We start from the raw sequence: 25,679 nt of genomic DNA, 5'->3' as shown, positions 1-25,679 counted from the left end.
CAATTTCACTAATTACATATACACAAAGGAGTGCTTCGGCTGAGATCGCAACTGCGAAATCCTCGAACCTGATCTAGTTAAAACTAGCGTAGGAATTGTGTGCTTTATAGAATGATACTATACTCTGCTATAAAGACTCCTTTGTTGACCATCTACAGAGGAGTCTTTTTATGTCCACATCAAAATTACCCATCCTAGCCGAAGTCGCTATCTTTTCTGCAATTGCCCTCGTCTTTGACAAAATCCCGCTCTTTACAATGCCCCAAGGTGGATCCGTGTCTTTAGTCATGCTTCCAATCCTACTGCTTTCTCTACGCCACGGACTAGGGGTGGGTATTCTTACTGGTGGTATTGTCGGAACCATTCAACTTTTCTACGGTGGCTACTTCCTAAACGTTTTTCAAGTTTTTCTTGACTACGCACTTTCTTACGCCGGAATTGGTTTAGCAGGTTTAGTGGCCCCCACCCTATCCAAACAAAAAAATCTAAAAAATGCTACTCTCATCATTACTCTGGCTAGTTTTCTAGGAGGAAGCATCCGATTGATAGCCACCTTCTTATCAGGAATTATTTTCTATGCAGACTACGTTCCAGATGGTATGCCTGTCTGGTTCTATTCCTTTACCTACAATATCAGCTATATTCTTCCTTCCGCTGCAATTGCCTCTATTCTGCTCATTTTACTCTATAGAGCAAGACCAGGTTTTTACAATCTTTAATCAAAACTGCCTGCTGGATTTTATCTAACAGGCAGTCTTTTTAATTATTTTTACTTGCTTTATGCTATAATAGGAGCGTTATAATACATTTTGGAGGAAATTATGGCTTCTTGGATTTCAAGAATTATTAAAGGTATGATTATCGCACTCGGCTTTATCTTACCTGGTGTCTCTGGGGGAGTACTCGCTGCTATCCTCGGAATTTATGAGCGACTAATTGGATTTTTAGCAAATATTCGAAAAGATTTCAAAGAAAACTTTCTTTATTTTGTTCCTGTAGGAATCGGTGGAATTTTGGGAATCGCACTCTTCTCTTTCCCTGTTGAATATTTATTGCAACATTTCCAAGTCCCAGTTTTGTGGGCCTTTGCGGGAGCAATCGTGGGAACTATTCCTAGCTTGGTTAAGGAGTCAACACTGAAAAGTCAAAGGGATAGCCTTGATTGGGCTTGGTTAATTGGGACATTCATCATTTCAGGATTCTTGCTCTACAATTTGAGCGATCTTGTCGGAACACTTCCAGCAAACTTTGCAAGTTTTGTCTTGGCAGGTGCCTTGATTGCACTAGGTATTCTCGTTCCTGGACTTAGCCCGTCAAATCTCTTGCTGATTTTGGGTATCTACACGCCAATGCTAAATGGTTTCAAATCACTTGATTTATTCGATACCTTCCTACCAATCGCAATCGGTGGCGTTCTTGCAATGGTGGCCTTTTCAAAAGCAATGGACCACGCACTGAAGGTTTATCACTCACGCGTTTATCACTTTATTATTGGTATCGTCTCATCTTCTACTCTCCTAATTTTGATTCCACAAGCAAGTAATAAAGAGTCAATTTCCTATGCTGGAGCAAACTTTGTTACATGGATTGCTGCTATTATCCTATTTATACTAGGAGCATGGTTAGGCCTTTGGATGAGCAAACTTGAGGAAAAATATAAATAATGGCAAAAAAGGTTAAAATAAAGAAAACCTTGGTGGACCAAATATTAGACAAGGCTAAGATCGATCATGATAGCCTTGTTTTAAATGCTTTCGAAGGTCAACTTCCACCAGGAATTGAAGAACACGAAATTTACAAAACACTGGCATTAACTGGAGATAAAACTGGACCTGTCATTGGAATCGTGCCAATCAATGAGCACCTGTCTGAGAAAAAATTAGCCAAAATCTCTGGCAATAAAAAGGTCAGCATGATTCCGCAAAAGGACTTGGAAAAGACAACTGGCTATGTTCACGGTGCCAACAATCCCGTGGGTATTCGTCAGAAGCATAATTTCCCAATTTACATTGATCAATCTGCCCTTGAACTCGGTCACTTGATTGTCTCTGCTGGTGAAATTGGTCGCTCGATTAAAATCGATAGCCAGGTTTTAGCTGATTTTGTAAAAGCTGACTTTGCTGATTTGATCGAGGGGAGGGACTAGACTTGAAAATCTACTTTGTCCGTCACGGTAAGACCGAATGGAATTTGGAGGGACGCTTTCAAGGCTATTCTGGAGATTCGGCTCTCTTGCCCGAATCTTATCAGGATTTAGAAAAACTCGGCAAATACCTTGCTGAAATTCCCTTTGATGCTATTTATTCTAGTGATTTGCAGCGCGCACATAACACTGCCGTAGAAATTGCCAAAGCCAATCACCATTGCCAAACCGTTCTAACCACGCCACAACTACGTGAATGGAATTTTGGGACGCTAGAAGGAAGCAAGATGGTAATTTTTCGTGCCATCTACCCCAAACAGGCCTGGGCACTCAAACATAATCTAGCTCTTTTTGACAATGACCTATTTGAAGCTGAGAGCGTTCGACAGGTAACTCAACGGATGGTCGACTTTGTCCAATCGCTGAAAGGACAAGACATGGAAACAGTCCTCATCGTCAGCCACGGAGCTATCCTAACCGCTTCCATTCATCGACTGCTGGGCTTTCCTCTCGACCAACTTCGTCACCGAGGCGGTTTGGACAATGCTTCCGTTTCCATTTTGGAAACGACCGACTTTGAACACTTTACCGAACTAACTTGGAATGATACTCGCTATAAATCTCACTAAGAAAGCAGTTTCCTGCTTTCTTTTTTGCTGATTTTTTCCCTATTCTATGATAAAATAGAAAGAACAGACTTTGGAGGAATGAAATTTTTATGTCAACTGAACATTTTGAAGAATTAAATGACCAACAGATTGTCCGTCGTGAGAAAATGACGGCTCTTGCCGAACAGGGCATTGACCCATTTGGAAAACGTTTTGAGCGTTCTGCCAACTCAGCTGAATTGAAGGCCCAGTACGAAGATAAATCGAAAGAAGACTTGGAAGAATTAGGGCAACCAGCAATCATTGCTGGTCGTATCATGACCAAGCGAGGTAAGGGTAAAGCTGGTTTTGCCCACATCCAAGACCGCGAAGGCCAGATTCAAATCTACGTTCGTAAGGATGATGTTGGCGAAGAAAACTATGAAATCTTCAAAAAAGCAGACCTTGGTGACTTTATCGGTGTCGAGGGGGATGTTTTCAAGACAAACGTTGGTGAGTTGTCTATCCACGCTCGCAAGTTGACCCACCTGTCTAAAGCGCTCCGCCCATTGCCAGAAAAATTCCACGGTTTGACAGACATCGAAACCCGCTACCGCAAGCGTTATTTGGACTTGATTACCAACCGCGAGAGCTTTGATCGCTTTGTGACTCGTTCAAAAATCATCTCAGAAATCCGCCGTTACCTTGACGGACTTGGTTTCTTGGAAGTGGAGACACCTGTCCTTCACAACGAAGCTGGTGGTGCTGCAGCCCGTCCATTCATCACCCACCACAATGCCCAAAACATTGACATGGTCCTTCGTATCGCGACAGAACTCCACCTCAAACGCCTGATTGTCGGCGGTATGGAACGCGTTTATGAAATCGGCCGTATCTTCCGTAACGAAGGTATGGATGCGACCCACAACCCTGAGTTCACTTCCATTGAGGTTTACCAAGCTTATGCAGACTACCAAGACATCATGGACTTGACCGAAGGTATTATCCAGCACACTGCCAAGGCTGTTGTCGGCGACGGTCCTGTGACTTATCAGGGCACTGAAATTGCTATCCATGAGCCATTCAAGCGTATCCACATGGTTGACGCTATTAAGGAACAAACTGGCGTGGACTTCTGGCAAGAGATGAGCTTCGAAGAAGCAAAAGCCCTAGCAGCTGAGCACAAAGTCCCTGTAGAAAAACACCATACAGAAGTTGGTCAAATCATCAACAACTTCTTTGAAGAATACGTTGAAGCAACTCTTATCCAACCAACCTTTGTCTATGGTCACCCAGTAGCCGTATCTCCACTGGCTAAGAAAAACGATGAAGATCCACGCTTCACAGACCGCTTTGAGCTCTTCATCATGACCAAGGAATACGGAAATGCCTTTACAGAATTGAACGACCCAATTGACCAATTGGAACGCTTTGAAGCCCAAGCTAAAGCCAAAGAATTGGGTGATGACGAAGCGACAGGTGTGGACTACGACTACATCGAAGCCCTCGAATACGGTATGCCACCAACAGGCGGCCTGGGAATCGGTATCGACCGCCTCTGCATGCTCCTGACAGATACCACTACTATTCGGGACGTACTCCTATTTCCGACGATGAAATAAGCAAGAGTAGCTTGCTAGGATTGTTTTCACTAGAATGTACCAATCGCTCTCCAGTTTCTTAGCGATTGGCTGAAAAGGTCTGATAGACCTTTTCACTCCCTACAATGAAATAGGTGACAAGCTGACAAGGTCTATCAGACCTATTTCACTCCCGACGATGAAATAAAAATTACAAACTGTTTAACACCGTTACTTAAAACACTCTTGGAAATTCTAAGAGTGTTTTTGCATTCAAAAAATCCCAACCACATGGTCAGGATTTTCAGGAGATTATGAAAAATATTTAGGATTGACTATAGTGTAACTCATCCTATCAACTATCTCATCAGTCTTGGGACTGATTCTCCTCTTTTTTTGCAAAATATTCTCGGACAATTGGCGCAACTTCTTTTCCGTAGAGTTCGATAGCACGGAGGACATCTTCATGTGGCATTGATCCGATTGGGAGATGGAGGAAGAAACGGTCCAAGTCAAGTGTTTCAATAGTCTTGATAATTTTTTCAGCGACTCGTTTTGGATCTCCGACGATGGTTGCTCCTTCGTCTGTCAGAGAGTAGAGATATTGCGCCTTGGTCATCTCGCTCCAATGCGGGCGGTCTTTAGCGATATTGTCCGTAATTACTTTGGTTGGATGATAGTATTCTTCCACAGCCTTGTCATGGTCGTCCGCAATCCAACCCCAAGAATGGGCTGCAACCTTGGTCTTCTCTGGATCATGACCGGAGTTGCGGGCTACCTTGCGATAGGCATCAACTAAAGGTTTAAAGCGATGGGCACCTGCACCAATGACAGCATAAACGATAGGCAAGCCCTTCTTAGCAATCTTGATGGTGGACTCTACATTGCCCCCAGTTGCAACCCAGATCGGAAAATCTTCCTGAACAGGACGTGGATAGACTGGCTTATTATCGACTGACTGGGTAAAATGCCCATCCCACTTGAGATTAGTTTCCTTATCGATTTCCAGAAGCATGTCCAACTTTTCATCGAAGAGTTCTTCATAGTCATAGAGATCATAGCCAAACAAGGGGAATGACTCCGTAAAGGAACCACGACCCGCCATGATTTCCGCTCTGCCATTTGACAAAGCATCAATGGTGGTGTACTGCTGATAAAGTCGTACAGGGTCCATGGAGGAAAGGATTGAAACTGCTGATGTTAGCTTGATATGCTTGGTATTGACGGCACCAGCTGCCAGCACAATCTCAGGTGCAGAAACCGCAAAATCTTCTCGGTGATGCTCCCCAATCCCATAAACATCAAGCCCCACCGCATCGGCTAGCTCGATTTCTTTGACTAGCTGACGGATCCGCTCGTCGTGGCTGTAAGTTTCCCCTGTTTTTTCTAGTGGAGTTGTTTCGCCAAATGTTGAAATACCTAATTCTACCATGATATGTTCTCCTTTGAAATCACTATTTCTTAATTGATGCGTTTATTTTATCTCTAATTAGTGATAAAATCAATTGATTTGCTCAAAAAATAAAACGACTAGGAAAACCTAATCGTTTCATCATATTATTCGTAACGTAATGCCTCAATTGGATCAAGCTTAGAAGCCTTATTAGCAGGAAGAACGCCGAAGACAATTCCGACTGCTGCTGAAAAGGCTAAACTTCCTAATACAACCGGTATTGATATTTCAGCTGTCATCTCTCCCATAACCTTTGTGGCGTTGAGAATAAACACAATGGCTTGAGCGATAGCTAAACCGATTGCTCCACCTAAAGTGGTCAAGACCATAGCTTCAATCAAGAACTGCATCAAGATATTTCCTCGGGTTGCCCCCAGAGCTTTACGAAGACCGATTTCACGTGTCCGCTCAGTCACAGATACCAACATGATGTTCATAACACCGATACCACCTACAAGAAGTGAAATTCCTGCAACAGCACCGATAAACGTAGTGACACCTGACATTTGGTTCTTAAAATCATCTAACATAGCTGACATATCATAGATATCATAACGGGCTTCCTTTAGACCTGTTATATTTGTCAAGTATGCTGCGGCAGCCTGACCAACCTCAGCAGCTCTACTCACATCTTCTACATGGACATAGAGCCCACTATTTTCCTTGGTACCCATTTCAGCAGCTAGTTGCGTATTGGTCATAATGGCATTTCCGCCTGAGTTGAAACCATAGAGGGAAGTACCTGCTTTGGGATCTTTGTAAACACCAACTACAAGGTAAGAATTGGCATTGACACTGACGATTTGGTTGAGGGCTGCATCGGTTGAACCAAAAAGCTTCTCAGCCAAGGCAACATCCAACATGATAATACGGGAAAATCGGCTGTAATCGTTAGCAGTAAAACGACGGCCAGCCAAGATTTCTAATGCCTTTATGTCAAAATAGGATTGACTAACACCAGTAATAAAGACATTATCAGCTTGCGCATTGCCCGCTGCTACAGTAGAGGTACTTGAAGCACTAATGTAGTAGCCACTGAGCCCATCGATTTCCAAAAGCCCCTTTAACATTGTGTCCGTTACATCTGGCTCCTGTTCTTCAGAAGCCTCGCCAGGAACTGTGTACGTAAATGCACCCTGAGTTCGTTCTTCAGTTCCAACAAAGGGAGTAAAGTAGACCTGAACATTATTCTGATCACCAGCCAGAGACTTTTCAATACTCTTAGACATACCTGTTCCCATTGCTACAATGATCACAACAGAGGCCACACCGATGATAATACCTAACATAGTCAAAAGAGAACGCATCTTATGGGCTAGGATAGACTTGAGGGCAAATTTCCAGTTTTCCATCTATACCTCCTCCCTTCTACTATCTTCTGTAATGACACCGTCACGCAAGACTATTTTACGTTTGGCATAGGCTGCAATTTCAGGCTCATGGGTAACCATGATAATCGTTTTTCCTTCATTATTTAACTCAGTCAAGAGTTCCATTATTTGCTCACCTGTTTTAGTATCCAAGGCACCTGTTGGCTCATCCGCCAAGATAATAGCTGGTGTATTGACCAAGGCACGCGCAATAGCCACCCTTTGTTTCTGTCCACCTGATAGCTCAGATGGCAGGTGAGTCATCCGCTCAGCCAACTCCACTTTTTCCAAATAACGTTTAGCTAATTTTTTCCGTTGATTGGCTGGAACTCCTGCATAAATCAAAGGCAATTCAACATTTTGAAGGGCATTGAGTTTTGATAGCAGGAAGAATTGTTGGAAGACGAAACCAATTTGGTCATTACGAACGGAGGCTAATTTCTTCTCAGACAGTTGACTGACTTCTTCCCCTTCCAACCAATAATTTCCAGTTGTTGAACGATCGAGAAGACCGATAATATTCATCAGGGTTGATTTCCCCGAACCTGAAGGTCCCATAATGGCTAGAAACTCCCCTTCTTCCACCTCTAGATCTATATCCTTAAGGACACGCAATTCTTGGTCACCATTTTTATAGGATTTGTTTATATTGGTTAATCTAATTAGCTGGTTCTTCATAGGCTTCAACCTCTTTTCCTTCTTCAAGGTCTGGAGTTGGAATGGTGATGACCTGATCTCCTGCTGCAATACCTCCTGTCACCTCTTGGTTGAGAGCATCAGCATTTCCCAACGTTACTTCCACTTTTTTAGCTTTTCCTTCAACAATGGTCCACACAAAGTTTTTATCGCCTTCTGGTACAACTGCTGTTACAGGAATTAAAATATGGTTGGTAGTATTGACCACTTCAATATTCACAGTAAAACCTTGCTTCAATTCACCCAATTCACTGGTCAAGGCAGCCTTGAAAGGATATTTGGCACCTGAACCACCACCTGCACCTGCTACTGCACTTGCGGTTTGATCTGTTGCTGGATAATTTGAAATATAGGTAATCTTTCCAGTCCAAGACTTATCAGGATATACCTTGCTGGTCAATTTTACTTCTTGATCAACTGCAATATTTGCCAAATCATATTCCGTCAAATTTCCTGTCACTTGTAGGCTACCTTGGTTGACGATATGAACAACGGTCTGACTAGAAGTTGAACTCTTCGAAACTGATTTATTTACTTCAACAACCGTACCAGCTACTGTACTTGTAACTGTAGCTTCTTGCAAGGCTGTATACGCTTTATCCACAGCAGCTTGTGCATCTGCGTACGAATCATTCAAGTCTGCCAACTGCATATCTACTGAACGTTGAGCTGCAGCTGTTGCCGCTTCATCTGTTGCAGCATCACCCGTTGTTTGAACAGTCTGACCATTGTTTCTCAAATCATAAATCTGACGTCCAATCTTATCACGCCCACGAACAGCAGTATCCAAAGCAGACTGCAACTCTGTAGCATCATAGCGAATCAAAGGGGTGCCTACTTCGACCTGAGTGCCTGGAGCAACTAGAACCTCACTCAAATCTCCCTTAGAAGGATCATAGTAAACATACTGCTCATCTGCTGCAGAAATCGTTCCTGTCAATAAGGTCGATGAAGCAATCGAACCCTCTTTAGCTACTGTATAGGTCAAACTAGTCGCAACTTGCTCTGTAGAAATTGGTGAGGAACCGCCTAATACACCTCCAAATACCAAGGCACCACCGATTAAGGCGACAGCCGCAACACCAAGACCACTAAACAAAGCAATTTTAGCTTTCTTTGTCTTTAACATATGGATACTCCTTCTCTATTCAAAACATATTTATTTTGTATTGTCTATATAATACACGAATACACAGATATTTGCAAGTGTTTTCTTAAACATTTTATAAAAAGTTCGTCATTTTTCCAACTTACAATTTTGTAAGAGAGCGTAGCGGATTTTTGATTGAAAAATAAAAAAAGGGTAGAATGAAGACAGTTTATTATTTAGAAGGGAAAAACTCATGAAAGAATTTGATATTATTGCCATTGGTGGAGGTAGCGGGGGCATTGCTACCATGAACCGAGCCGCTATATACGGTGCCAAGGCAGCAGTTATTGAGGGAAGCTATCTAGGAGGGACCTGTGTTAACCTTGGTTGTGTACCCAAAAAAATTATGTGGTACGGTTCTCAGGTAGCAGAAGCCATCCAGCATTATGGACCTGAATATGGATTTACTAGCCAAGAAGTGACCTTTGATTTTGCCACCTTGCGTAAAAATCGTGAAGCCTACATTGAACGGTCCCGTACATCCTATGGGAATACCTTTAAAAATAACGGAGTTGAAGTGATCAAGGGATTTGCCCGCTTTGTCGATTCCCAAACGGTTGAAGTCAATGGTGAACTGATTCGTGCAAAACACATTGTCATCGCAACTGGCGCCAAACCGGCAGTCCCTGCTATTCCTGGTAGTGAGCTAGGGATTGTATCTGACGATGTCTTTGCATGGGAAGAATTACCTTCTTCTGTGGCTGTTATTGGTGCTGGTTATATCGCTGTGGAAATGGCCGGTCTCCTACATGGACTCGGTGTCCAAACTGACCTCTTTGTTCGTGGCAATCGCCCTCTTCGTAGCTTTGATACCTATATTATTGATGCCTTGATGGAAGAAATGCAACGTACCAACCTTCCACTCCATACCGGGAAAACTCCTGTCAGTCTTGAAAAAACTGGTGATGGACAAATCCAGATTAACTTTGCTGACGGTAGTAGGCATATTGCTCAGAAGGTCCTTTGGGCAATTGGACGTAAACCAAATATTGACAAACTCAACCTAGAAGCAACTAGTGTTCAACTTACTTCTTCAGGACATATTTCTGTCAATGAATACCAAGAAACAGCTGTACCAGGTATCTATGCCCTCGGTGATGTGACTGGTGAAAAAGAATTAACACCCGTTGCAATCAAGGCAGGTCGCCTTTTGGCAGAACGTTTATTTAACAATAAACCAACCGCAAAAATGAATTACACAACCATCCCAACTGTGGTCTTTTCTCACCCCGCTATCGGAACCGTTGGTCTAACTGAGGACGAAGCGATTGCCCAATACGGTCAGGACAATGTAAAAGTCTATACTTCAGCCTTTACTTCTATGTACACTGCCCTAGAAAATAACCGCCAAATGGCCAAGTTTAAATTAGTAACCGTAGGAGAAAATGAAAAAGTCGTTGGTCTGCACGGCATTGGCTATGGTGTCGATGAAATGATTCAAGGATTCTCAGTTGCTATCAAAATGGGAGCTACAAAAGAAGAATTTGATGCCGTTGTCGCCATCCATCCGACAGGTTCTGAAGAATTTGTTACTATGCGTTAACTCAATTGAAAAGTCCAGACATGAAGGTCAGCACTGTCTGGACTTTTTCTTATGGTAATATAGCAATTGCTCGCACTGGTGAACCCGAAGCCTTCTTCCAATGGGGAAAAGCGATTGAAATCAATGCACCTGTTGGTGGTACCTGATCCAAGTTTGCCAATACTTCCAACTGATAAATATCTTTTGATAGGAGATAGTATTCTTCTGGTAAACTTCCTCCGTGTTTAGCTGCAGATACTCCTGAATCGGTATCCAATGTTTCATGGCCAACTGCTTTCACCTGACGTTCTTCAATCAAATATTTTAGAGCTTCATGACTCCATCCTGGTGTACGTTGAACTCCACCTTCGTCTAGATTACGAATGGCATCTTGACTAGGCCAGCGCTTTGACCAATCCGAACGAAAGGCAACAAAAGATTCTGGTGCTATCGGACCATATTCAGCCTCAAAGTCTAAAATATCCTGCTTAGTTATCTCGTAGTCATTATTTACTATAACAGCAGATGATTTATCAATAACGTAGAGTGGCAGGAGTAAATCTTTCAAATCAATCTCATCAAGATAACGAGCTCCTTCTACAAAATGAATCGGAGGATCAATATGGGTTCCATACTGCCCCACAACCGTAAATTGTTCGACAAAGAAGCCATCCTTATGAGTAAATAGGGCTTTCTTTTCGAGAGCTGGTAGCGCAGGGAAATGCGGGCTCTTTTCATTGATTTGGTGAGTCAAGTCTACCCAAGTTTTAGATTTAAGAGTACGGTAAATATCAAGTAATTCTGTCATAGAAGTTCTCACTTTCTTTTTTTATTATTCTAGCATAGGTATAGGTTGTTTTGCATATAATTTGTTGTTTTTTACTATATAAGTTTCTTATTAGCTGTTATAAAAATCACCTATAGAGTTGTTACATCCGATGAAAGAGCATTGACTTTCTTATCCAATCTCACTATAATTTTTGTTAACCATAAAATTTTAAGAGGATAACAAATGAAAACAACTTCTATCAAATCTCTTGTTTATATCGCTATTGGAACAGCCTTAATTTCCACCCTTTCACAAATCAGTCTGTCTATCGGACCTGTACCATTTACATTACAAACCCTAGCTATCGGCTTAGTAGCTTGTCTATACAAACCCAAGGAGGCAATTACAAGTGTCAGCTTATATCTAGTTCTTGGCGCTATCGGTTTACCTGTTTTTGCTGGTTTTTCTGGTGGCTTTGCTGCACTCACAGGACCGACATCTGGCTTTCTATGGGGGTTTCTACTCTACACTATCATCACTTCTGCCCTCACTAAATCAGACTCCTCACCAGTTACAATTTTTCTAGCCTGCCTACTTGGAACAAGTATCTGTTTCCTTCTCGGCTGTTTTGTATTTAAGCTAGTTTCAGGTTCCAGTTGGACTGACACTATCGGATGGACTGTTCTGCCTTTCATTCTTCCTGATTTAGCTAAAATTACACTAGTCATGATATGCCACCGCCTATTGCAACCTATCACCAAAAAAGAAGCCTATTTTTCTTAGGCTTCTTTCATTTATTTATTAGCAAAGGCATCCAAGAGGACTTGGAATTCCTCATTGCTGAGCGTGATCCCCTTGCCCATCTTGGTATGGTCAGGGCTCCAGGTTCGGATATCAAACTTGGCTGGTGCTCCATTAAAAGATACTCGATTAAGCTCCTTGGTCCATCCTTTATCATTTTCAGATAAGACCAATAATTTTTCTTCAATTTCAAATGTAAATTCTGCCATTTGTTACCTCCTCACTTATCTATTCGAAAAAGCTTGTCATTTTTATAAAAATTAGATAATATAATTATATCAAGTTTGAAAGGATTATGCTATGAAGAGGTTTTTAGAAGTTATTTTCGAGCAGATCACCGTCTTTTTAGAACATGGCAAAGCTCCTAAGTCTATTGAGCCAGATAGCAAGGAAGAAATCAAGAATAACTTGGAGCTGGCTTTATATAAAAAAGCTGCAGTCCATGTCATCTATGGTGATCGTAGTTTCACAGGTGACATTGTGAAATATGATACCGATCGCCAACGGATTATCATGAAAAATTTCAAACGTCAGGTTACCAGCATTATAAAAATCGAGGACATAAAAAAAGTTACCTTGGTTCCAGATAGCATCAAGACTTCTCAACAACAAACAAAAGGCTGAAATTTCAGCCTTGCAGATTGAAGAAAAAGTCCATTTTGGACAATTTTCTTCAATCTTTTTTCTTTATATTGAAAATTAAAAACTCTCAGAAACACCGAAATATCAATGTTTCTAAGAGTTTAATGACTTGCTATCTTTCGCAAACTTCTTCAATTTTTATATTTTTAAGAGTTTATCTACGTTCTGAAGCTGAAATTTCAGCCTTTTTATGTTTATGCACGAATAGTTAGGGATTGCCCGTCCTCTTGGTAGAGGTTGATGAGGCCAGATTTACAGGCACGAATCATATCGCCAGGGTAGATTTCACGGTCCAGTTTAATGGTCAGGAGTTCCATCGGCTTGTTGGCGCGGTCAATCTTTTCTCCATTTGAATCATGCAAGTCTTGAATAGTCGTTTCAAAATGACGGAAACCTGGTCCGTAGAACTCCACTTGGTCACCTTCGTTGATGACATTGCGTTGGCGGATAGTGGCAGTCATGGTTTCCTTATCAAAAGCCACTACTTCGGCGATGAATTTGTATTCTGGAATCTTACGGCGAGCTCCAAAGAGTTGCTCATTTTCACTCGGTGGGCTATAGTAGAAACCTGTCGCCAATTCCCGTTGGGCAACCTTCCACATTTCATCAATCAGGTCTTGCTTGATCGCTTCAAACTTTTCTGGGCTTTCAAGATAAGCATCTACCGCAGCCTTGTAGCAGTTGGTCACTGTTGATACGTAATGGACAGATTTCATTCGACCTTCGATTTTCAGACTATCAACCCCATTTTCAATCATGTCTGGGATATGGTCGATCATACACATATCCACCGCAGACATAGAGAACTCCTCTGGTATTTCCCCCTTAATCGAACGGCGTTCTTCGCCAAATGGGAGGTCGTAGAGGTTGTACTTCCAGCGGCAAGACTGGGAACATCCGCCACGGTTGGCATCGCGTTTGCTCATGTGGTTGGAGAGAACGCAGCGGCCTGAGTAGGAGATACACATGGCTCCGTGAACAAAGGCTTCAATCTCAACGTCTGTCCGTTTGCGGATTTCAGCCACTTCTTCCATGGTCACTTCACGGGCCAGAACGACACGAGTCAAGCCCAATTCCTTCCAGAACTCGAAAGTCTCATAGTTGGTCGATGAAGCCTGGGTTGACAGGTGGATTTCAAGGCCTGGTGCTTCGGTTGCACAGATAACAATGAGGGCTGGGTCAGATACGATAACGGCATCCAAGCCCATGTCACGCAATTCGCGGAACCAGGCTCCTGCTCCTTCTTCATTGCCTTCGTGGGTGACCATGTTGGCAGCTACATAGACCTTGGCACCACGGGCATGGGCATATTCAATCCCTTCCCGCATCTCGTCCATGGTAAAGTTACCAGCCCGGCTACGCAGACCGTAGGCCTGGCCGCCAACAAAGACAGCATCGGCACCATAATCAATGGCAACCTTCAATTTCTCCAAAGTCCCAGCAGGTGACAAGACCTCGGGACGCTTTAATGTTTTTGACATAATAAACTTCTTTCTATTTGCGACGGTTTCCACATGAAAACGATACTTTTCATGTGGAAACCTAGTGCAGAGTCTAGAAAATCGCCCAAAGGCGTTTTCGTGCTCTGACCTTACATAGTAAGTGACAGAGCTAACTCTGCCAGGATAGAGTAAGTAAAATAATAAATATATGATTAAACTGAAACTTATTTAACCTTATTGCGGTCAAATTCGTAGAAGCCTGTATCCAAGCCACGTTCAGCTGGATGGAGCTTGCGAATCTGTTCATCCAAAAGGAAGGCCTGATCATAAGTGAATTCGCCTTTTTCAATCAAATCTCTTGCTTGAACAAAAAGCTTAACAATTCCAACAAAGTTCTGACCAGGGCAATAGATACCATCAAGTTTCCAATTATGATAACCATGTTCATCTAATTCTGACAGCTTGGTCATCATATCAATGTCATTGTTGATAAAGATATGGGTACCATGCTTGTCCTCAAAGATAGAATAGTGGCTATCTGGGTCACTCGGCTCAGCTAAGAAAAGTCCGCGTCCACGTGACAAATCTGTCTCATCAGCCTTTGTAAAATTGTAGTAATTCTGTAACAAGGTTCGTTTAGAATGGTGAATAACAGAGGCGCCGTAGACCAAGATTTCCGCTGGCATTTCCAAGTTCTTAGCAATATCAAAGAGTTCTTCTGATGGAATCTCTCTTGCCAAAACAGCCTCTACTGCTCCATGATCTTTCCAAAAGTTAATCTGACGGCTGGAAGTCACAAAGACAGATGTATCATAGATTAGCTTGAAATTGTAGCCATCACGTTTATTGATATAGAAAATTCCAGTATCTCCGACAACCAGATAATCAACCTTGATTTCCCTCATTAGCTCCATAAACGGTTTGATATTGTCCATCATATCTTGGTGCATGAGGGCATTGGCAGCGACCGTCAATTCCTTCCCAGCGCTATGAACTAGCTCTGCTATTTCCCTGAGTTCATCATAGGTAAAATTTGTTGGGATGCGAAGGGCATGGTCCTCTTCCCCAACATAAATACGGTCAACTCCTGCTGCAAGCAGTTCTTTGACCTGCTCAATACTTTCAGCTGTTGCTGTAATGATAATTTTTTCCATAAAGATAATTATATCAAAAAGAGAAATATCTGATAAGTGACTACCTGTATTTTAATATTCAGACTTTTCTAATTTTTCTCTTGTAACATTATTGTAATATAAATGACATAAAAATTCAGCAATGTTATGGTATTCTTTAGGGAGCAGAGAAGGAGACGATATGGCATTAAGACACTATCAGTCCCATGAGTACCGGTACGAAGAGTATATCCCGAAAGAGAAAAAGGCTAATTTTCAAACCTATCAGGCAAAAAATACCAATAAAGAACGTCTAAAGGAATTGTTGTTTTTTGTTAATATCGCATTTTTTAGTTTGATAACAGTCATCGCTAGTTATGTCTATCTATCCGTAGGCATTCCTGTTTTTGTTGCCATCATATTGGCAAGTGCGACGGGTTTTCTTGGACTACGTTTGGTTCAAATTGGGCTAAAGAAGAAATTTAAACCCAAACAAGTTATAAGAAAAAATGAATAATGAATTATAAAGGCAGAGAAGTTATCCTCTGCCTTTTTTGAATGAACTACCGCCGTCTGTAAACAATTGATTCTCCGCACCTCTTAATATAGTCTGGTAATTTTCTATTTTATAATCTAAACGATCTAGAGCTTGCTGAATTTCCGACAAGCGTGACCGCAATTCTTCCTGTTCCTCTTTTAGTAAATCAATCCGGGCTTCCACAGTACTATCTCCAGCCTGCACCAAGCCCATGTACTCAATCAAGCGCTCAATAGACATACCCGCACTCCTAAAACAGCGAATAAATTCCAAAATGGCGACATCATTTTCCGAAAAGTCCCTTACTCCAGAAGATTTTCTTGCAATTTTGGGAACAAGCCCTATCCGCTCATAGTAGCGAATGGTATCTGCCGATAGACCTGTCACTTGACTAACTTCTTTGATATTCATTCCAGGCTCCCTTCTTTATAGTCTTTTAGTTTACTTTTAGTACTCGCTTCAAAGGTTTGGGGAACCTTTGAAGGCTGGAGATAGTGCGAACCACGTTCGCTTCAAAAGCCACAGGCATAACTGGAGTTAGGCAAGGTGAGTTAACGACGTAATAAAAGATAAACTAAATGACGATATTTCGCTTATTATACACCTTGAAGTCCACTCCAAGTCAAGCCATTTTTAAAAAATCTGGGAAATCCCAGATTCTTGCTTACAAATATTCTCCCTTGACAACGAAGAAGGTGCCACGAATTTCGCCTGCTAGTTTGGAGCGTTGTCGGGCAAACTTGAATTTACCTTCAAATTCTTTGGGAATTTCAATGCCGTCTGATAATTTGAAACCGACCGCTCGTTTGCCTCCTTCTTCTAGCGTATAGAGGACATTGACAGCCAGGTCATTGTCATAAAAGACAAAAGACCAGAGAATGCCATCTACCTCAAGCTGAGCGACATTGAGCAGAGTGTAGGGGAGTTTGATAGTCAGGGGAGTGACTATCAAAGCAAAAGGAGTCTGCCAATACCTTCTCGATGAAGGGCAGGATTTCAGGCTTCTCTTCTGGTGTGTAAACCACATACTCCTGCTTGTATTTATTCCAGAAATAGCGAGCCTCGTTGGCACGCAGACCGACCAAGACTTCTGCGACTGGACTAGTTTCCAATCCTGTCGTTTCGACTACTTTAAAATGTACTGTATAAGACATGATTTTCCTTTTATAGTCTTTTAGTTTGCTTTTAGTACTAGGCAACGAACCGCAGGCATAACTGGAGTTAGGCAAGGTGAGTTAACGACGTAATAAAAGATAAACTAAATGACGATAATGAAAAAGCACCCGAAGGTGCTAGGTAAGGCCTCCTACCGACTTCAGTTTGAGGTCGGTAGAAAAATTCATTAGGCGTTGAAAGCGTCAGTCAATTGTGGCACCACTTGTTTCTTACGTGAAACGGCTCCTGCAAGGAAAGCGTGGTTGTTTTCCAACTTGAAGTTGAAGGCCGCTTCTACCTTGTCCATGTTGCTACCAAGGGCAAGGATTTCTGAGTTTGAGTTAACGATGTCTGTAATCATCAAGACAAAGTCAGAGTAGCCATTTGCTGCTGATGCTGCTGTCATTGCTGCTTCGATTTCTGCTTGGCGTTCCAAGACCTCTGCAATGTCCACTGTGTTGACTTGGGCTACACGCACATCATTTCCGTTCAAACCAAAGGTTTTTGCGTCGATGTCAATCAATTCTTCTGCTGACTTGCTGGCAAGGTTGGTTCCTGCTTTCAAGAGTGCCAAGCCGTATTCTTCCAAGTTCACACCAGCAATTTCAGCCAATTCAGCTGCTACTTGTGGATCTGTTGCATGAGTAGTTGGCGATTTGAGCAAAAGAGTATCTGAAATCAAACCTGACAAGAGGAGACCTGCCACTTCTTTTGGAGGTGTCACACCATTTTCTTTGAAGGCACGGTAAACGATTGAAGATGCTGAACCTACTGGCTCCAAACGCATGTACAATGGATTTGCCGTTTCGAAGTTTGCGACACGGTGGTGGTCAATAACAGCTGCCACTTCCACATCTTTGATGTCTGCGATTGATTGTTGGAATTCATTGTGGTCTGTCAAGATGACTTGGCTAACGCCTTCTGCTTTTGCAGACTCAACCACGCGCGGTGCAGTAACACCAAAATAGTCAAGCGCAAACGCTGTTTCTTCATTTGGCGTTCCAAGTGCAACTGCTTCCGCATCACGACCAAACACTTCACGCTCCAAGTGAGCCCAGCCGTACGATGATGCAATGGCATCTGTATCAGGATTTTGGTGACCAAAAACTAAAAATTTAGACATGTCTACAACCTCATTTTTCTAATAATCTCCTACATTTTACCATAAATAGAAAGACTTGTGAACATGGACGGGTCGGGATTTGCCAAACGTTTTCAAAAAGAGTAAGATAGAAGGTAGCAATACAAAAGGAGAACCATATGAAATTTTCAGACTATACCTATGTTCGTCCAGATTATGAAGCTATCAAGGCTCAATTTTCTGACCTGACAGACCAGTTGGCTCAGGCAAGTGACTTGGAAACAACTCGTACACTAGTGGCAGCCGTTACAAAATTACTCAACTTGGTCGATACCCAGTACAACCTCTGGATGATCCGCCATACTATCGACATGAACGATGAGTTCTACAATGAAGAAACCAAGTTTTGGAATGAATATTCGCCACTTTTTGAAGAATTGACCACCAACTACTACCGTGTGATTGTCCAGACGCCTTACAAGGAAGAGCTGTCAGATATCTTGCCTCAAACCTTCTTCATGCAGGCAGAAAACAAGCTCAAGACCTTCTCATCTGATGTGATTCCCTTGTTCCAAAAGGAAAATGAATTGACCGATGAGTACAGCAAACTGATTGCTGGTGCAGAGATTGAGTTCCAAGGTCAGACTTACAACTTGGCACAAATGGGCCCATTCGGACAATCAACTGACCGCGAAGTCCGCAAGGCTGCATCTGCTGCCACAACTGCCTTCTTTGAAAGCAAGGAAGCTGATTTCGACCGTGTTTACGATGAATTGGTCAAGGTCCGCACGGAAATTGCCCACAAACTCGGCTTCAAGGACTATGTGGAATACGGCTACCTCAAGATGAACCGTTTCGACTACAATCGTGACATGGTCAAGGTGTACCGTGAAGAAATCCTCAAACACATCGTACCGATTGTGCAAGATCTGCGCCAACGCCAAGCAAAACGCTTGCAAGTACCAAGCCTCAAACACTACGACCTCAATCTTGAGTTCTTAGACGGAAACGCCGTTCCTCAAGGTGACCCTGACTTTATCGTCAGCCAGGCTCAAGACATGTACCGTGAATTGTCCGCTGAAACAGGCGAGTTCTTCGATTTCATGATTGAGCATGAACTCTTGGACTTGGTCGCAAAACCAGGCAAAAACAGCGGTGGCTACTGCACCTATATCCCTGACTTCAAGAGCCCATTCATCTTCTCTAACTTCAACGGAACCAGCGGTGATATTGATGTTTTGACCCACGAAGCAGGTCATGCCTTCCAAGTTTATCGTTCTCGTTGGATTCAAAGTCCAGAAGTTGTCTGGCCAACCTATGAAACCTGTGAAATCCACTCCATGTCTATGGAATTTATGACTTGGCCATGGATGGACCGCTTCTTCAAGGAGCAGGTTGATAAATATAAATTCAGTCACTTGGCTGGCACACTTCTCTTCTTACCTTACGGAGTCTTGGTGGACCACTTCCAGCACGAAGTCTATGAACACCCTGAGATGACACCGGCAGAACGCAAGGCAACTTGGAAGAAACTCCAAGACCTCTACTTACCAGACCGTGATTATTCTGAGTCAGAAGCTCTTAACCGCGGTATCTTCTGGTATCGTCAAGGTCATATCTTTGCTAGTCCATTCTACTACATCGACTACACCTTGGCCCAAGTGTGTGCCCTTCAATTCTGGAAACGCACGCAAGTGGACCATGATGAAACTGCATGGGAAGACTACATCCGCATCTGTGATTTGGGTGGTACCAAGTCCTTCTTGCAAGTGGTTGAAGCTGCAAACCTCCAATCACCATTCAAAGAAGGTGCCCTTGAAAGCACCGCAAAAGCTGCTGCTGATTGGTTAAATGCAGTTAAGGATGACGAACTCTAAAACGCAAAAATCTGAATGAACAGCTCATTCAGATTTTTTTGATTTGACAAAGTTGATGTATTTTTCCCCAAATGTTTCGATTTGCTCCAAGACCATTTTAAATTCCTGCCCAATCTCGCTCAGTTCATACTCGACCTTTGGCGGAACTTGTGCATAGACTTTACGCGTAATCAATCCATATTCTTCTAATTGTCGGAGTTGCTTGGTCAAGGTTGCTTGGGAAATCCCTGTTAATCGACGATGCAATTCATTAAACCGAATCGGTCCTTCTTCGATATGATGGAGCAATAACATACTCCATTTCCCTGATAATACACTTTGAGTAGCCACATAAGGGCACTCTGGAACAGTATGAGATGTAAATGTTGGCATATTTACCCTTTCTTTTTTCTTGATACGACGCATTACTTCACAAATAGATAGTGACTTTACAAAAAAAACGTACTTGTATTTACTTTTTATACCTGCTACAATAATACCATAAACTACGAAAGTAGGAAAGAATTTTCTTAAGAGGAGGATATATGTCTCTTATCTCAACTTTCAAAAAAATCTTTACAAAGAAGGAAGAAAAACAAATGAAGAACATCTTATTTATCGTCGGTTCATTGCGTGAAGGTTCATTTAACCACCAAATGGCTAAACAAGCAGAAAGCATTTTAGAAGGTCAAGCTACTGTAAGCTACCTTGATTACAAAGATGTCCCATTGATGAACCAAGACCTTGAGACACCTGTCTTGCCAACAGTCCAAGCTGCACGCGATGCCATAATGGCAGCAGATGCCATCTGGATTTTCTCACCCGTTTACAACTTTGCTATCCCAGGTACTGTGAAAAACTTGATTGACTGGCTCAGCCGTGCCCTTGACTTGTCAGATACTCGTGGTCCATCTGCCCTTCAAGACAAAATCGTTACCGTATCATCTGTTGCCAACGCTGGTCATGACCAAATGTTTGCTAGCTACCAAGCTCTATTACCATTTGTTCGTATGCAAGTCGTAGGTGAATTTACAGGTACAACTGTCAACCCAGAAGCATGGGGAACTGGAGAATTGGTCTTATCAGAGGAAGCCATTGCCGGTTTGCAGACCCAAGCTCAAGCATTGTTGGAAGCTTAATACTTAACTAGAACTTCGGTTCTAGTTTTTTTGAAAATCAATCGAATTCTCCCTTGATATGATACAAAACTTCATATTAAGATAGTGACTATCCAAAAATTACGTACTTACAAAATAGTTTGTATGTGTTATAATGGTTATACAATCATTTATTTACCTTATGAATTTATTCAAGCCAAATTAGAAAGTCAGGTATTCCTATGTACAATTCCCAATTTGAACTGGGCCATGTTGCCCTCAATGTCCGCGATTTAGAACTCCAAAGCCTGTTTTACCAACAAGTCTTGGGGCTGCAAGTCCTCTTCCAAAGCCCTAAACAGATTGACCTTGGTGTTGGAAAAAACACCCTTGTCCGCCTGATTCAAACAGAGCAGAACGGCGAAGTCCACCACAGCTACGGACTCTACCATTTGGCCATTGTCCTACCTAGCCGTGAGGACCTCGGGACCATTTTCCGCCACTTTATCGACAATAAGATTCCCCTCCAAGGCGCCAGCGACCACGGTTACAGCGAAGCCATTTACCTAGCCGACACCGAAGGCAATGGCATCGAAGTTTACCGTGACCTGCCACAAGATGCATGGGATGTTCGAGCTGACGGTCAAATTGTTGGAAAATCTGAGCCAATGGATGCTGAAACGATTTATGCTTTAGGGAAAAAAGCTGACGCAGCCTATCAGATGCCTGCTGGTAGTCGTATGGGCCATGTCCATCTATCTGTCCGAGAAAGCGCTGCTTCTAGCAAATTTTACCAAGAAGTTCTAGCTGTCAGAGATAATTTCACCGTTCCATCTGCCTCTTGGTTGGCTTCTGGTAACTACCACCACCACCTTGCCGTCAATGAATGGGGAGGAAAAAATCTGAAAACCAGACAAGAAGGCATGCCAGGCCTTGCCTACTATACGGTCATCTATTCCAATCCAGAAGTATTTGAAGCAACCTTGAATCGTGCCATTGCCGCAAACCTAAACCTTCAAAGACTAGACAATAGCGCAGCCTTTGTCGACGTGGATGGTATAAAAACTAAGCTTGTTTTAGAATAATACGAAAAAGGAAGTATCTAGCACTTCCTTTTCTTTGTTTATTTGATTAAGCCAAGATCGTATTTCATTCCCAAAATCCGTTTAACGGATTGGTCAATTCGCTCCTCTGTAATAGTTCCGGCCTTTACTTGTTCGATAATATAAGGAATTTGACTGGCATAACTTGAAGACAATATCATATCTGTCCCAGCTTGAATGGTCTGCAAGGCACCTGTATCTTGATCTACAAATTGAACCAAGCCCTGCATATCAAAATCATCCGTCATAATGACACCCTCAAAACCAAGCTCATTCCGAAGGATTTTATTGATTTCAGGTGAAATGGATGATGGGACATCATCAATGGCAGGTACAATATTGTGGCTAACCATGATAGAGTCTGCACCTGCTTCAATCCCAGCTTTAAAGGGGAGAAAATCACTGGCACGCAAATCTTCTAAACTGCGGTTGTCATAGACCAAATCCGTGTGCGAATCTGCATTGTCCCCATAACCCGGGAAATGTTTCAAAGTCGAAGTAAACTGTTCTTGCTTTAACAATTTGACCAATTGACCAATATAGTCTGCGGTGGTTTTTGCATCCTGACCAATGGTCCTATCGTAGATAAAAGAGGATGGATCAGTGGATAAATCCGCAACTGGGAAGAAACCTGCGTAGATTCCCTCTTCCTTTAAAAGACTGGTCTTCTGCTTGGCATCCGACAAAATTGCCTCAATGCCGCCAGCTTGGTACAGTTCCAAAGGCGACGCAAAAGGTGTTTCCAGAAGTTGACTAATCCTCGTTACCGTCCCACCTTCCTCATCTGAAGCCATTAATAGCGGCACTTTTGAAAGCGATTGATAAGAAGCAATCTCTTCTTTAACTTGCTCCAGTGTCTTACCGTCAAAATCACTTGCAAATAAGATATAGCCTCCAAAATGATAGGTTTCCAATGCCTCAGCTTGTCCTGCAGATGGCATCCGAGCAAAGATCATCTGTCCGACCTTTTCTTCTAAGGTCATCTGATCTAGATATTTTGCAATCACTTTGTCCCTAGCAGATATTTCTTGGCTAGATGATGTCGTTGCAACTTTGGTTTGCTCCTTTTGTGTTCGATCTCCCAAAAAGAACAAGCCTAACATAAGCCCAATAAACAAGAGACAAGTGATACTTGTCCCTAACACATTAAATCTTTTTCGCATCAATCTCCGACCTCTTCACTATTATCCCTTAATTCTATTCAAGTACTCCTGATAGGTTTCTGTCTCCATCAAGGCCTTTGCATTTTCCACTCGAGCCTTCGTTGGGGGCTTAGTCCCCTCTAGTGGATAGGGTCTGCCCAACTCACGCCACTTAAATTCACCAAGATTATGATAAGGTAACACCTCAAAACGTTCGACATTTTTTAATGTTTTAACAAACTTACCAAGTTCAATCAAGTCCTCATCTCGGTCAGTCAAATTCGGTACCAGGACATGACGAATCCAAACAGGCTTACCAATGTCTGATAGATATTGAGCACATTCTAAAATAGTCTTGTTACTATGACCTGTCACAATGCGGTGTTGCTCAGGATTCATTTCCTTAATATCAAGGAGCACCAAGTCTGTTACTTCCATAAGCCGACTATATTTTTCCAAGTAGCGCTCTGTCTTACGGAAAGTCAACGCACAGGTATCCAAAGTAGTGTGAATCCCTTTTTCTTTTGCAAGGGTAAACAGAGCAATTAAAAAATCAATCTGGATGGTTGCTTCACCACCTGAAACGGTAATACCCCCTTCTTTTCCCCAAAACATACGAAAACGCAGGGCTTCATTCAAGACATCTTCTGCTGTTCTCTCAGTCGCTGCTGGATTGACCAGATCCCAAGTATCTGGGTTATGGCAATACTGGCAACGCATGTGACAGCCCTGCATAAAGACCACAAAACGTACCCCTGGACCATCAACCGAACCAAAACTCTCTGTTGAATGAACCAAACCTGTCACTTTACGATAATCAATTTCTGTCATCATCTCATCCTCATCATTTTATAAGACTAGTATATCACAAAAATGAAAACGCTTCTATCATTTACTTTCTTTCATAACTATCATCTTCCGTAAGAAGAAAGCTAAAAGACTAGGTTGCCCTAGTCCTTATCGGTTTCTTCTTTCTCCAGTGGTGTAATCAAGAGTTTTAATTTTGTTACGCGACCATTTTTTACCTTATCGTTAATAAGAACTAGGTGGTGATCTTTACTATCCACTTCAAAGGAAACTTTCTCGTCTTGGCTCGGAATGGTACCGACTCCTGTCAGATAATAACCAGCAATCGTATCAACGTTATCACTTTCCAACTCCATCTCAAAATGCTCATTGAAGTCATTCAAGGTCATATTTCCTTGGACGATATAGGTGTTGTCAGCAATTTCTCGAACAAAAACTTCTGTCTTGTCCGTTTCGTCGTCGATTTCACCGACAATTTCTTCCAACAAATCTTCCAAGGTGACAAGACCTGCAACTCCACCATACTCATCTAACAAGATGGCCATTTGATTTTGGGTATTTCTCAATGATGTCAACAAATCATCCACGAAAATCGTTTCTGGAACGAAGAGAGGCTCCTGCATAATGCGGCGGATGTTGAGATTGTCAAAGCCATTACTGAAAGCTTCTGACAAGATTTTCTTGGTATGAATGAGGCCAATGATATTGTCCTTATCGCCATCATAAACAGGGATACGTGAAAAATTCTGCTTGAGGATAGCTGCCATGATGGTTGCTGTATCATCCTCAATATCCACCATGAAAGCATCCGTACGGGGAACCATTACTTCACGTGCCATCAGCTCATCTAAAGAGAACACACCTTGAAGCATTTCGATTTCTTCGGCGTCTAAGGTTTTCTCACTCTTTGTCAAAATATATTCAATTTCATCCCGTGTCATTTGCTCATCCGCATCATCAAAATTCATAGGAGTAATACGGCTGATAAGATTCGTTGCAGCAGATAATAACCACACAAACGGACTAACAATTTTCCCAAGGAAAATAATCACAGGTGCAGTGACTACTGCCAGATTTTCCTTCATATTCATGGCAATCCGCTTAGGGTACAATTCACCAAGAACGATTGAAACGAAAGTCAACATAGCCAGTGCAAGCCAGTATCCTGCGGTTTGTGCTGTTGTTGAATTCCCCATCCATTTGGCAAATACAGCTCCCAAATCATTAGCCAAGCTGGCACCTGAAAGGATGGAGATGAAGGTAATACCGACCTGAATGGTTGATAGAAAATTGTTAGGATTCTCTAAAACTTGAAGCAAGCGAGTATATTTCTTCTCACCGTCTGCGGCCTTTTGTTCTACTCTTGAACGATTTAGAGAAACAAGCGCCATTTCAGAGGCTGAAAAGAAGGCATTGAACAGAGTCAATAAGAATAAAATTAACAGTTGTAAATAGATGGTCTGACTACCAGGGTCTTCCATGATGTTCTCCTATAATAAAATTTATAACATTTCCATTATACCACAAATTCTAAAAATTAACATATTTCTTGTTATAAAGAATCATTCCCGTAGTTCGTATTTTATCCAATTTGTTACCGTCCAAAAGAGGATAGTGACGACTTTCCTTATCT

The 25,679-nt window shown here is 42.2% G+C and carries 26 protein-coding genes, 1 pseudogene and 1 riboswitch; of the genes and pseudogenes, 12 read left to right on the top strand and 15 right to left on the bottom strand.

From position 1 onward, the window contains the following. The first annotated feature begins 16 nt into the window (after positions 1-16). Positions 17-112, top strand: a riboswitch (TPP riboswitch). Positions 113-170: 58 nt separating this feature from the next. The 5 genes from thiT to lysS all read left to right on the top strand — a co-directional run bounded on the left by thiT (position 171) and on the right by lysS (position 4,352). Beyond that, positions 171-719 (top strand): energy-coupled thiamine transporter ThiT, encoded by a 549-nt coding sequence (gene thiT / locus P7J36_RS08280; RefSeq protein WP_408551840.1) that lies wholly within the window; start codon positions 171-173, stop codon positions 717-719. A gap of 102 nt (positions 720-821) precedes the next feature. Beyond that, on the top strand, positions 822-1,664 hold the full coding sequence (locus tag P7J36_RS08275) for a DUF368 domain-containing protein (protein ID WP_408551841.1): 843 nt from the start codon (positions 822-824) through the stop codon (positions 1,662-1,664). Then, entirely contained in the window at positions 1,664-2,146 is a 483-nt protein-coding gene (locus P7J36_RS08270; protein ID WP_408551842.1) for an aminoacyl-tRNA deacylase, read from the top strand. Before P7J36_RS08275 ends, P7J36_RS08270 begins: the two co-directional genes overlap by 1 nt. Positions 2,147-2,148: 2 nt before the next feature. Then, a complete protein-coding gene (locus P7J36_RS08265) occupies positions 2,149-2,772 on the top strand; it encodes a histidine phosphatase family protein (RefSeq protein WP_408551843.1) in 624 nt (207 codons plus the stop codon). Between the two features lie 89 nt (positions 2,773-2,861). Continuing rightward, complete coding sequence (gene lysS / locus P7J36_RS08260) at positions 2,862-4,352, top strand: lysine--tRNA ligase (protein ID WP_408551844.1); 1,491 nt, start codon at positions 2,862-2,864, stop codon at positions 4,350-4,352. A gap of 325 nt (positions 4,353-4,677) precedes the next feature. Here the strand turns inward: lysS and P7J36_RS08255 are convergent, their stop codons facing one another. The 4 genes from P7J36_RS08255 to P7J36_RS08240 all read right to left on the bottom strand — a co-directional run bounded on the left by P7J36_RS08255 (position 4,678) and on the right by P7J36_RS08240 (position 8,958). After that, entirely contained in the window at positions 4,678-5,742 is a 1,065-nt protein-coding gene (locus tag P7J36_RS08255) for an LLM class flavin-dependent oxidoreductase (RefSeq protein ID WP_408551845.1), read from the bottom strand. 125 nt (positions 5,743-5,867) lie between these two features. Further along, positions 5,868-7,115, bottom strand: a complete 1,248-nt coding sequence (locus P7J36_RS08250; RefSeq protein ID WP_043029071.1) for an ABC transporter permease — start codon at positions 7,113-7,115, stop codon at positions 5,868-5,870. Beyond that, entirely contained in the window at positions 7,116-7,811 is a 696-nt protein-coding gene (locus P7J36_RS08245) for an ABC transporter ATP-binding protein (RefSeq protein WP_029180352.1), read from the bottom strand. It abuts the gene before it with no gap. Further along, on the bottom strand, positions 7,792-8,958 hold the full coding sequence (locus P7J36_RS08240) for an efflux RND transporter periplasmic adaptor subunit (RefSeq protein ID WP_398581863.1): 1,167 nt from the start codon (positions 8,956-8,958) through the stop codon (positions 7,792-7,794). Before P7J36_RS08240 ends, P7J36_RS08245 begins: the two co-directional genes overlap by 20 nt. A 214-nt stretch (positions 8,959-9,172) precedes the next feature. Between P7J36_RS08240 and gorA the strand changes: the two genes are divergently transcribed. After that, on the top strand, positions 9,173-10,522 hold the full coding sequence (gorA, locus tag P7J36_RS08235; RefSeq protein WP_408551846.1) for a glutathione-disulfide reductase: 1,350 nt from the start codon (positions 9,173-9,175) through the stop codon (positions 10,520-10,522). 49 nt (positions 10,523-10,571) lie between these two features. On the opposite strand, the gene P7J36_RS08230 is transcribed toward gorA, so the two are convergent. Continuing rightward, complete coding sequence (locus P7J36_RS08230; protein ID WP_099832921.1) at positions 10,572-11,309, bottom strand: cyclase family protein; 738 nt, start codon at positions 11,307-11,309, stop codon at positions 10,572-10,574. A gap of 204 nt (positions 11,310-11,513) precedes the next feature. Here P7J36_RS08230 and P7J36_RS08225 point away from each other — a divergent pair, with 204 nt between their 5' ends. Next, positions 11,514-12,053: a biotin transporter BioY gene (locus tag P7J36_RS08225; protein ID WP_043029067.1), complete on the top strand. Its 540-nt coding sequence runs from the start codon at positions 11,514-11,516 to the stop codon at positions 12,051-12,053. Between the two features lie 11 nt (positions 12,054-12,064). Here P7J36_RS08225 and P7J36_RS08220 read toward each other — a convergent pair whose 3' ends face one another. Further along, on the bottom strand, positions 12,065-12,280 hold the full coding sequence (locus tag P7J36_RS08220; RefSeq protein WP_002942899.1) for a YdbC family protein: 216 nt from the start codon (positions 12,278-12,280) through the stop codon (positions 12,065-12,067). A gap of 91 nt (positions 12,281-12,371) precedes the next feature. On the opposite strand from P7J36_RS08220, the gene P7J36_RS08215 reads away from it, so the two are divergent. Then, complete coding sequence (locus P7J36_RS08215) at positions 12,372-12,695, top strand: hypothetical protein (RefSeq protein WP_024419527.1); 324 nt, start codon at positions 12,372-12,374, stop codon at positions 12,693-12,695. A gap of 212 nt (positions 12,696-12,907) precedes the next feature. Here the strand turns inward: P7J36_RS08215 and P7J36_RS08210 are convergent, their stop codons facing one another. Together P7J36_RS08210 and P7J36_RS08205 are read right to left on the bottom strand one after the other, a co-directional pair. Next, on the bottom strand, positions 12,908-14,194 hold the full coding sequence (locus tag P7J36_RS08210; protein WP_014637579.1) for a peptidase U32 family protein: 1,287 nt from the start codon (positions 14,192-14,194) through the stop codon (positions 12,908-12,910). 185 nt (positions 14,195-14,379) lie between these two features. Next, entirely contained in the window at positions 14,380-15,309 is a 930-nt protein-coding gene (locus P7J36_RS08205) for a peptidase U32 family protein (protein WP_408551847.1), read from the bottom strand. A gap of 160 nt (positions 15,310-15,469) precedes the next feature. Here P7J36_RS08205 and P7J36_RS08200 point away from each other — a divergent pair, with 160 nt between their 5' ends. Continuing rightward, the gene (locus P7J36_RS08200; RefSeq protein WP_024375877.1) at positions 15,470-15,784 is read left to right on the top strand and encodes a DUF3270 domain-containing protein; all 315 of its coding nucleotides are present in this window, start codon (positions 15,470-15,472) and stop codon (positions 15,782-15,784) included. Between the two features lie 21 nt (positions 15,785-15,805). Here the strand turns inward: P7J36_RS08200 and nmlR are convergent, their stop codons facing one another. The 3 genes and pseudogenes from nmlR to P7J36_RS08185 form a co-directional block, all read right to left on the bottom strand. Then, a complete protein-coding gene (gene nmlR / locus P7J36_RS08195) occupies positions 15,806-16,216 on the bottom strand; it encodes a stress response transcriptional regulator NmlR (protein WP_408551848.1) in 411 nt (136 codons plus the stop codon). Between the two features lie 253 nt (positions 16,217-16,469). Beyond that, positions 16,470-16,959: pseudogene (locus P7J36_RS08190) on the bottom strand (phage tail protein). Between the two features lie 188 nt (positions 16,960-17,147). Further along, complete coding sequence (locus P7J36_RS08185; protein WP_024384619.1) at positions 17,148-18,083, bottom strand: manganese-dependent inorganic pyrophosphatase; 936 nt, start codon at positions 18,081-18,083, stop codon at positions 17,148-17,150. A 137-nt stretch (positions 18,084-18,220) separates the two neighbouring features. Here P7J36_RS08185 and P7J36_RS08180 point away from each other — a divergent pair, with 137 nt between their 5' ends. Then, complete coding sequence (locus P7J36_RS08180; RefSeq protein ID WP_408551849.1) at positions 18,221-19,918, top strand: M3 family oligoendopeptidase; 1,698 nt, start codon at positions 18,221-18,223, stop codon at positions 19,916-19,918. Between the two features lie 24 nt (positions 19,919-19,942). On the opposite strand, the gene P7J36_RS08175 is transcribed toward P7J36_RS08180, so the two are convergent. Beyond that, positions 19,943-20,290, bottom strand: a complete 348-nt coding sequence (locus P7J36_RS08175) for a winged helix-turn-helix transcriptional regulator (protein WP_024378102.1) — start codon at positions 20,288-20,290, stop codon at positions 19,943-19,945. A gap of 206 nt (positions 20,291-20,496) precedes the next feature. Here P7J36_RS08175 and P7J36_RS08170 point away from each other — a divergent pair, with 206 nt between their 5' ends. Both P7J36_RS08170 and P7J36_RS08165 read left to right on the top strand, forming a co-directional pair. Next, complete coding sequence (locus P7J36_RS08170; RefSeq protein WP_029171500.1) at positions 20,497-21,036, top strand: NADPH-dependent FMN reductase; 540 nt, start codon at positions 20,497-20,499, stop codon at positions 21,034-21,036. 200 nt (positions 21,037-21,236) lie between these two features. After that, on the top strand, positions 21,237-22,079 hold the full coding sequence (locus tag P7J36_RS08165; RefSeq protein WP_408551850.1) for a VOC family protein: 843 nt from the start codon (positions 21,237-21,239) through the stop codon (positions 22,077-22,079). Between the two features lie 38 nt (positions 22,080-22,117). On the opposite strand, the gene P7J36_RS08160 is transcribed toward P7J36_RS08165, so the two are convergent. From P7J36_RS08160 to P7J36_RS08150, 3 genes are all read right to left on the bottom strand, one after another. Further along, positions 22,118-23,260 (bottom strand): glycoside hydrolase family 3 protein, encoded by a 1,143-nt coding sequence (locus tag P7J36_RS08160; RefSeq protein WP_408551851.1) that lies wholly within the window; start codon positions 23,258-23,260, stop codon positions 22,118-22,120. A 21-nt stretch (positions 23,261-23,281) separates the two neighbouring features. Beyond that, entirely contained in the window at positions 23,282-24,073 is a 792-nt protein-coding gene (gene pflA, locus P7J36_RS08155) for a pyruvate formate-lyase-activating protein (protein ID WP_012027587.1), read from the bottom strand. 116 nt (positions 24,074-24,189) lie between these two features. Next, positions 24,190-25,527: a hemolysin family protein gene (locus P7J36_RS08150; protein ID WP_408551852.1), complete on the bottom strand. Its 1,338-nt coding sequence runs from the start codon at positions 25,525-25,527 to the stop codon at positions 24,190-24,192. Positions 25,528-25,679: the final 152 nt, after the last annotated feature.

Origin of the sequence: Streptococcus suis (assembly GCF_046032115.1) — a bacterium.
Classification (GTDB): Bacteria; Bacillota; Bacilli; order Lactobacillales; family Streptococcaceae; genus Streptococcus; species Streptococcus suis_AJ.
Note: the sequence above shows the minus strand (reverse complement) of the source record. Positions and strands in the feature narration are given on the sequence as shown.

Excerpts from the sequence above, each read along its gene's own strand:
- thiT (WP_408551840.1), top strand. The coding sequence starts at position 171 with ATGTCCACATCAAAATTACCCATCCTAGCCGAAGTCGCTATCTTTTCT.
- P7J36_RS08275 (WP_408551841.1), top strand. The coding sequence starts at position 822 with ATGGCTTCTTGGATTTCAAGAATTATTAAAGGTATGATTATCGCACTC.
- P7J36_RS08270 (WP_408551842.1), top strand. The coding sequence starts at position 1,664 with ATGGCAAAAAAGGTTAAAATAAAGAAAACCTTGGTGGACCAAATATTA.
- lysS (WP_408551844.1), top strand. The coding sequence starts at position 2,862 with ATGTCAACTGAACATTTTGAAGAATTAAATGACCAACAGATTGTCCGT.
- P7J36_RS08255 (WP_408551845.1), bottom strand. The coding sequence starts at position 5,742 with ATGGTAGAATTAGGTATTTCAACATTTGGCGAAACAACTCCACTAGAA.
- P7J36_RS08250 (WP_043029071.1), bottom strand. The coding sequence starts at position 7,115 with ATGGAAAACTGGAAATTTGCCCTCAAGTCTATCCTAGCCCATAAGATG.
- P7J36_RS08245 (WP_029180352.1), bottom strand. The coding sequence starts at position 7,811 with ATGAAGAACCAGCTAATTAGATTAACCAATATAAACAAATCCTATAAA.
- P7J36_RS08240 (WP_398581863.1), bottom strand. The coding sequence starts at position 8,958 with ATGTTAAAGACAAAGAAAGCTAAAATTGCTTTGTTTAGTGGTCTTGGT.
- gorA (WP_408551846.1), top strand. The coding sequence starts at position 9,173 with ATGAAAGAATTTGATATTATTGCCATTGGTGGAGGTAGCGGGGGCATT.
- P7J36_RS08230 (WP_099832921.1), bottom strand. The coding sequence starts at position 11,309 with ATGACAGAATTACTTGATATTTACCGTACTCTTAAATCTAAAACTTGG.
- P7J36_RS08225 (WP_043029067.1), top strand. The coding sequence starts at position 11,514 with ATGAAAACAACTTCTATCAAATCTCTTGTTTATATCGCTATTGGAACA.
- P7J36_RS08220 (WP_002942899.1), bottom strand. The coding sequence starts at position 12,280 with ATGGCAGAATTTACATTTGAAATTGAAGAAAAATTATTGGTCTTATCT.
- P7J36_RS08215 (WP_024419527.1), top strand. The coding sequence starts at position 12,372 with ATGAAGAGGTTTTTAGAAGTTATTTTCGAGCAGATCACCGTCTTTTTA.
- P7J36_RS08210 (WP_014637579.1), bottom strand. The coding sequence starts at position 14,194 with ATGTCAAAAACATTAAAGCGTCCCGAGGTCTTGTCACCTGCTGGGACT.
- P7J36_RS08205 (WP_408551847.1), bottom strand. The coding sequence starts at position 15,309 with ATGGAAAAAATTATCATTACAGCAACAGCTGAAAGTATTGAGCAGGTC.
- P7J36_RS08200 (WP_024375877.1), top strand. The coding sequence starts at position 15,470 with ATGGCATTAAGACACTATCAGTCCCATGAGTACCGGTACGAAGAGTAT.
- nmlR (WP_408551848.1), bottom strand. The coding sequence starts at position 16,216 with ATGAATATCAAAGAAGTTAGTCAAGTGACAGGTCTATCGGCAGATACC.
- P7J36_RS08185 (WP_024384619.1), bottom strand. The coding sequence starts at position 18,083 with ATGTCTAAATTTTTAGTTTTTGGTCACCAAAATCCTGATACAGATGCC.
- P7J36_RS08180 (WP_408551849.1), top strand. The coding sequence starts at position 18,221 with ATGAAATTTTCAGACTATACCTATGTTCGTCCAGATTATGAAGCTATC.
- P7J36_RS08175 (WP_024378102.1), bottom strand. The coding sequence starts at position 20,290 with ATGCCAACATTTACATCTCATACTGTTCCAGAGTGCCCTTATGTGGCT.
- P7J36_RS08170 (WP_029171500.1), top strand. The coding sequence starts at position 20,497 with ATGAAGAACATCTTATTTATCGTCGGTTCATTGCGTGAAGGTTCATTT.
- P7J36_RS08165 (WP_408551850.1), top strand. The coding sequence starts at position 21,237 with ATGTACAATTCCCAATTTGAACTGGGCCATGTTGCCCTCAATGTCCGC.
- P7J36_RS08160 (WP_408551851.1), bottom strand. The coding sequence starts at position 23,260 with ATGCGAAAAAGATTTAATGTGTTAGGGACAAGTATCACTTGTCTCTTG.
- pflA (WP_012027587.1), bottom strand. The coding sequence starts at position 24,073 with ATGATGACAGAAATTGATTATCGTAAAGTGACAGGTTTGGTTCATTCA.
- P7J36_RS08150 (WP_408551852.1), bottom strand. The coding sequence starts at position 25,527 with ATGGAAGACCCTGGTAGTCAGACCATCTATTTACAACTGTTAATTTTA.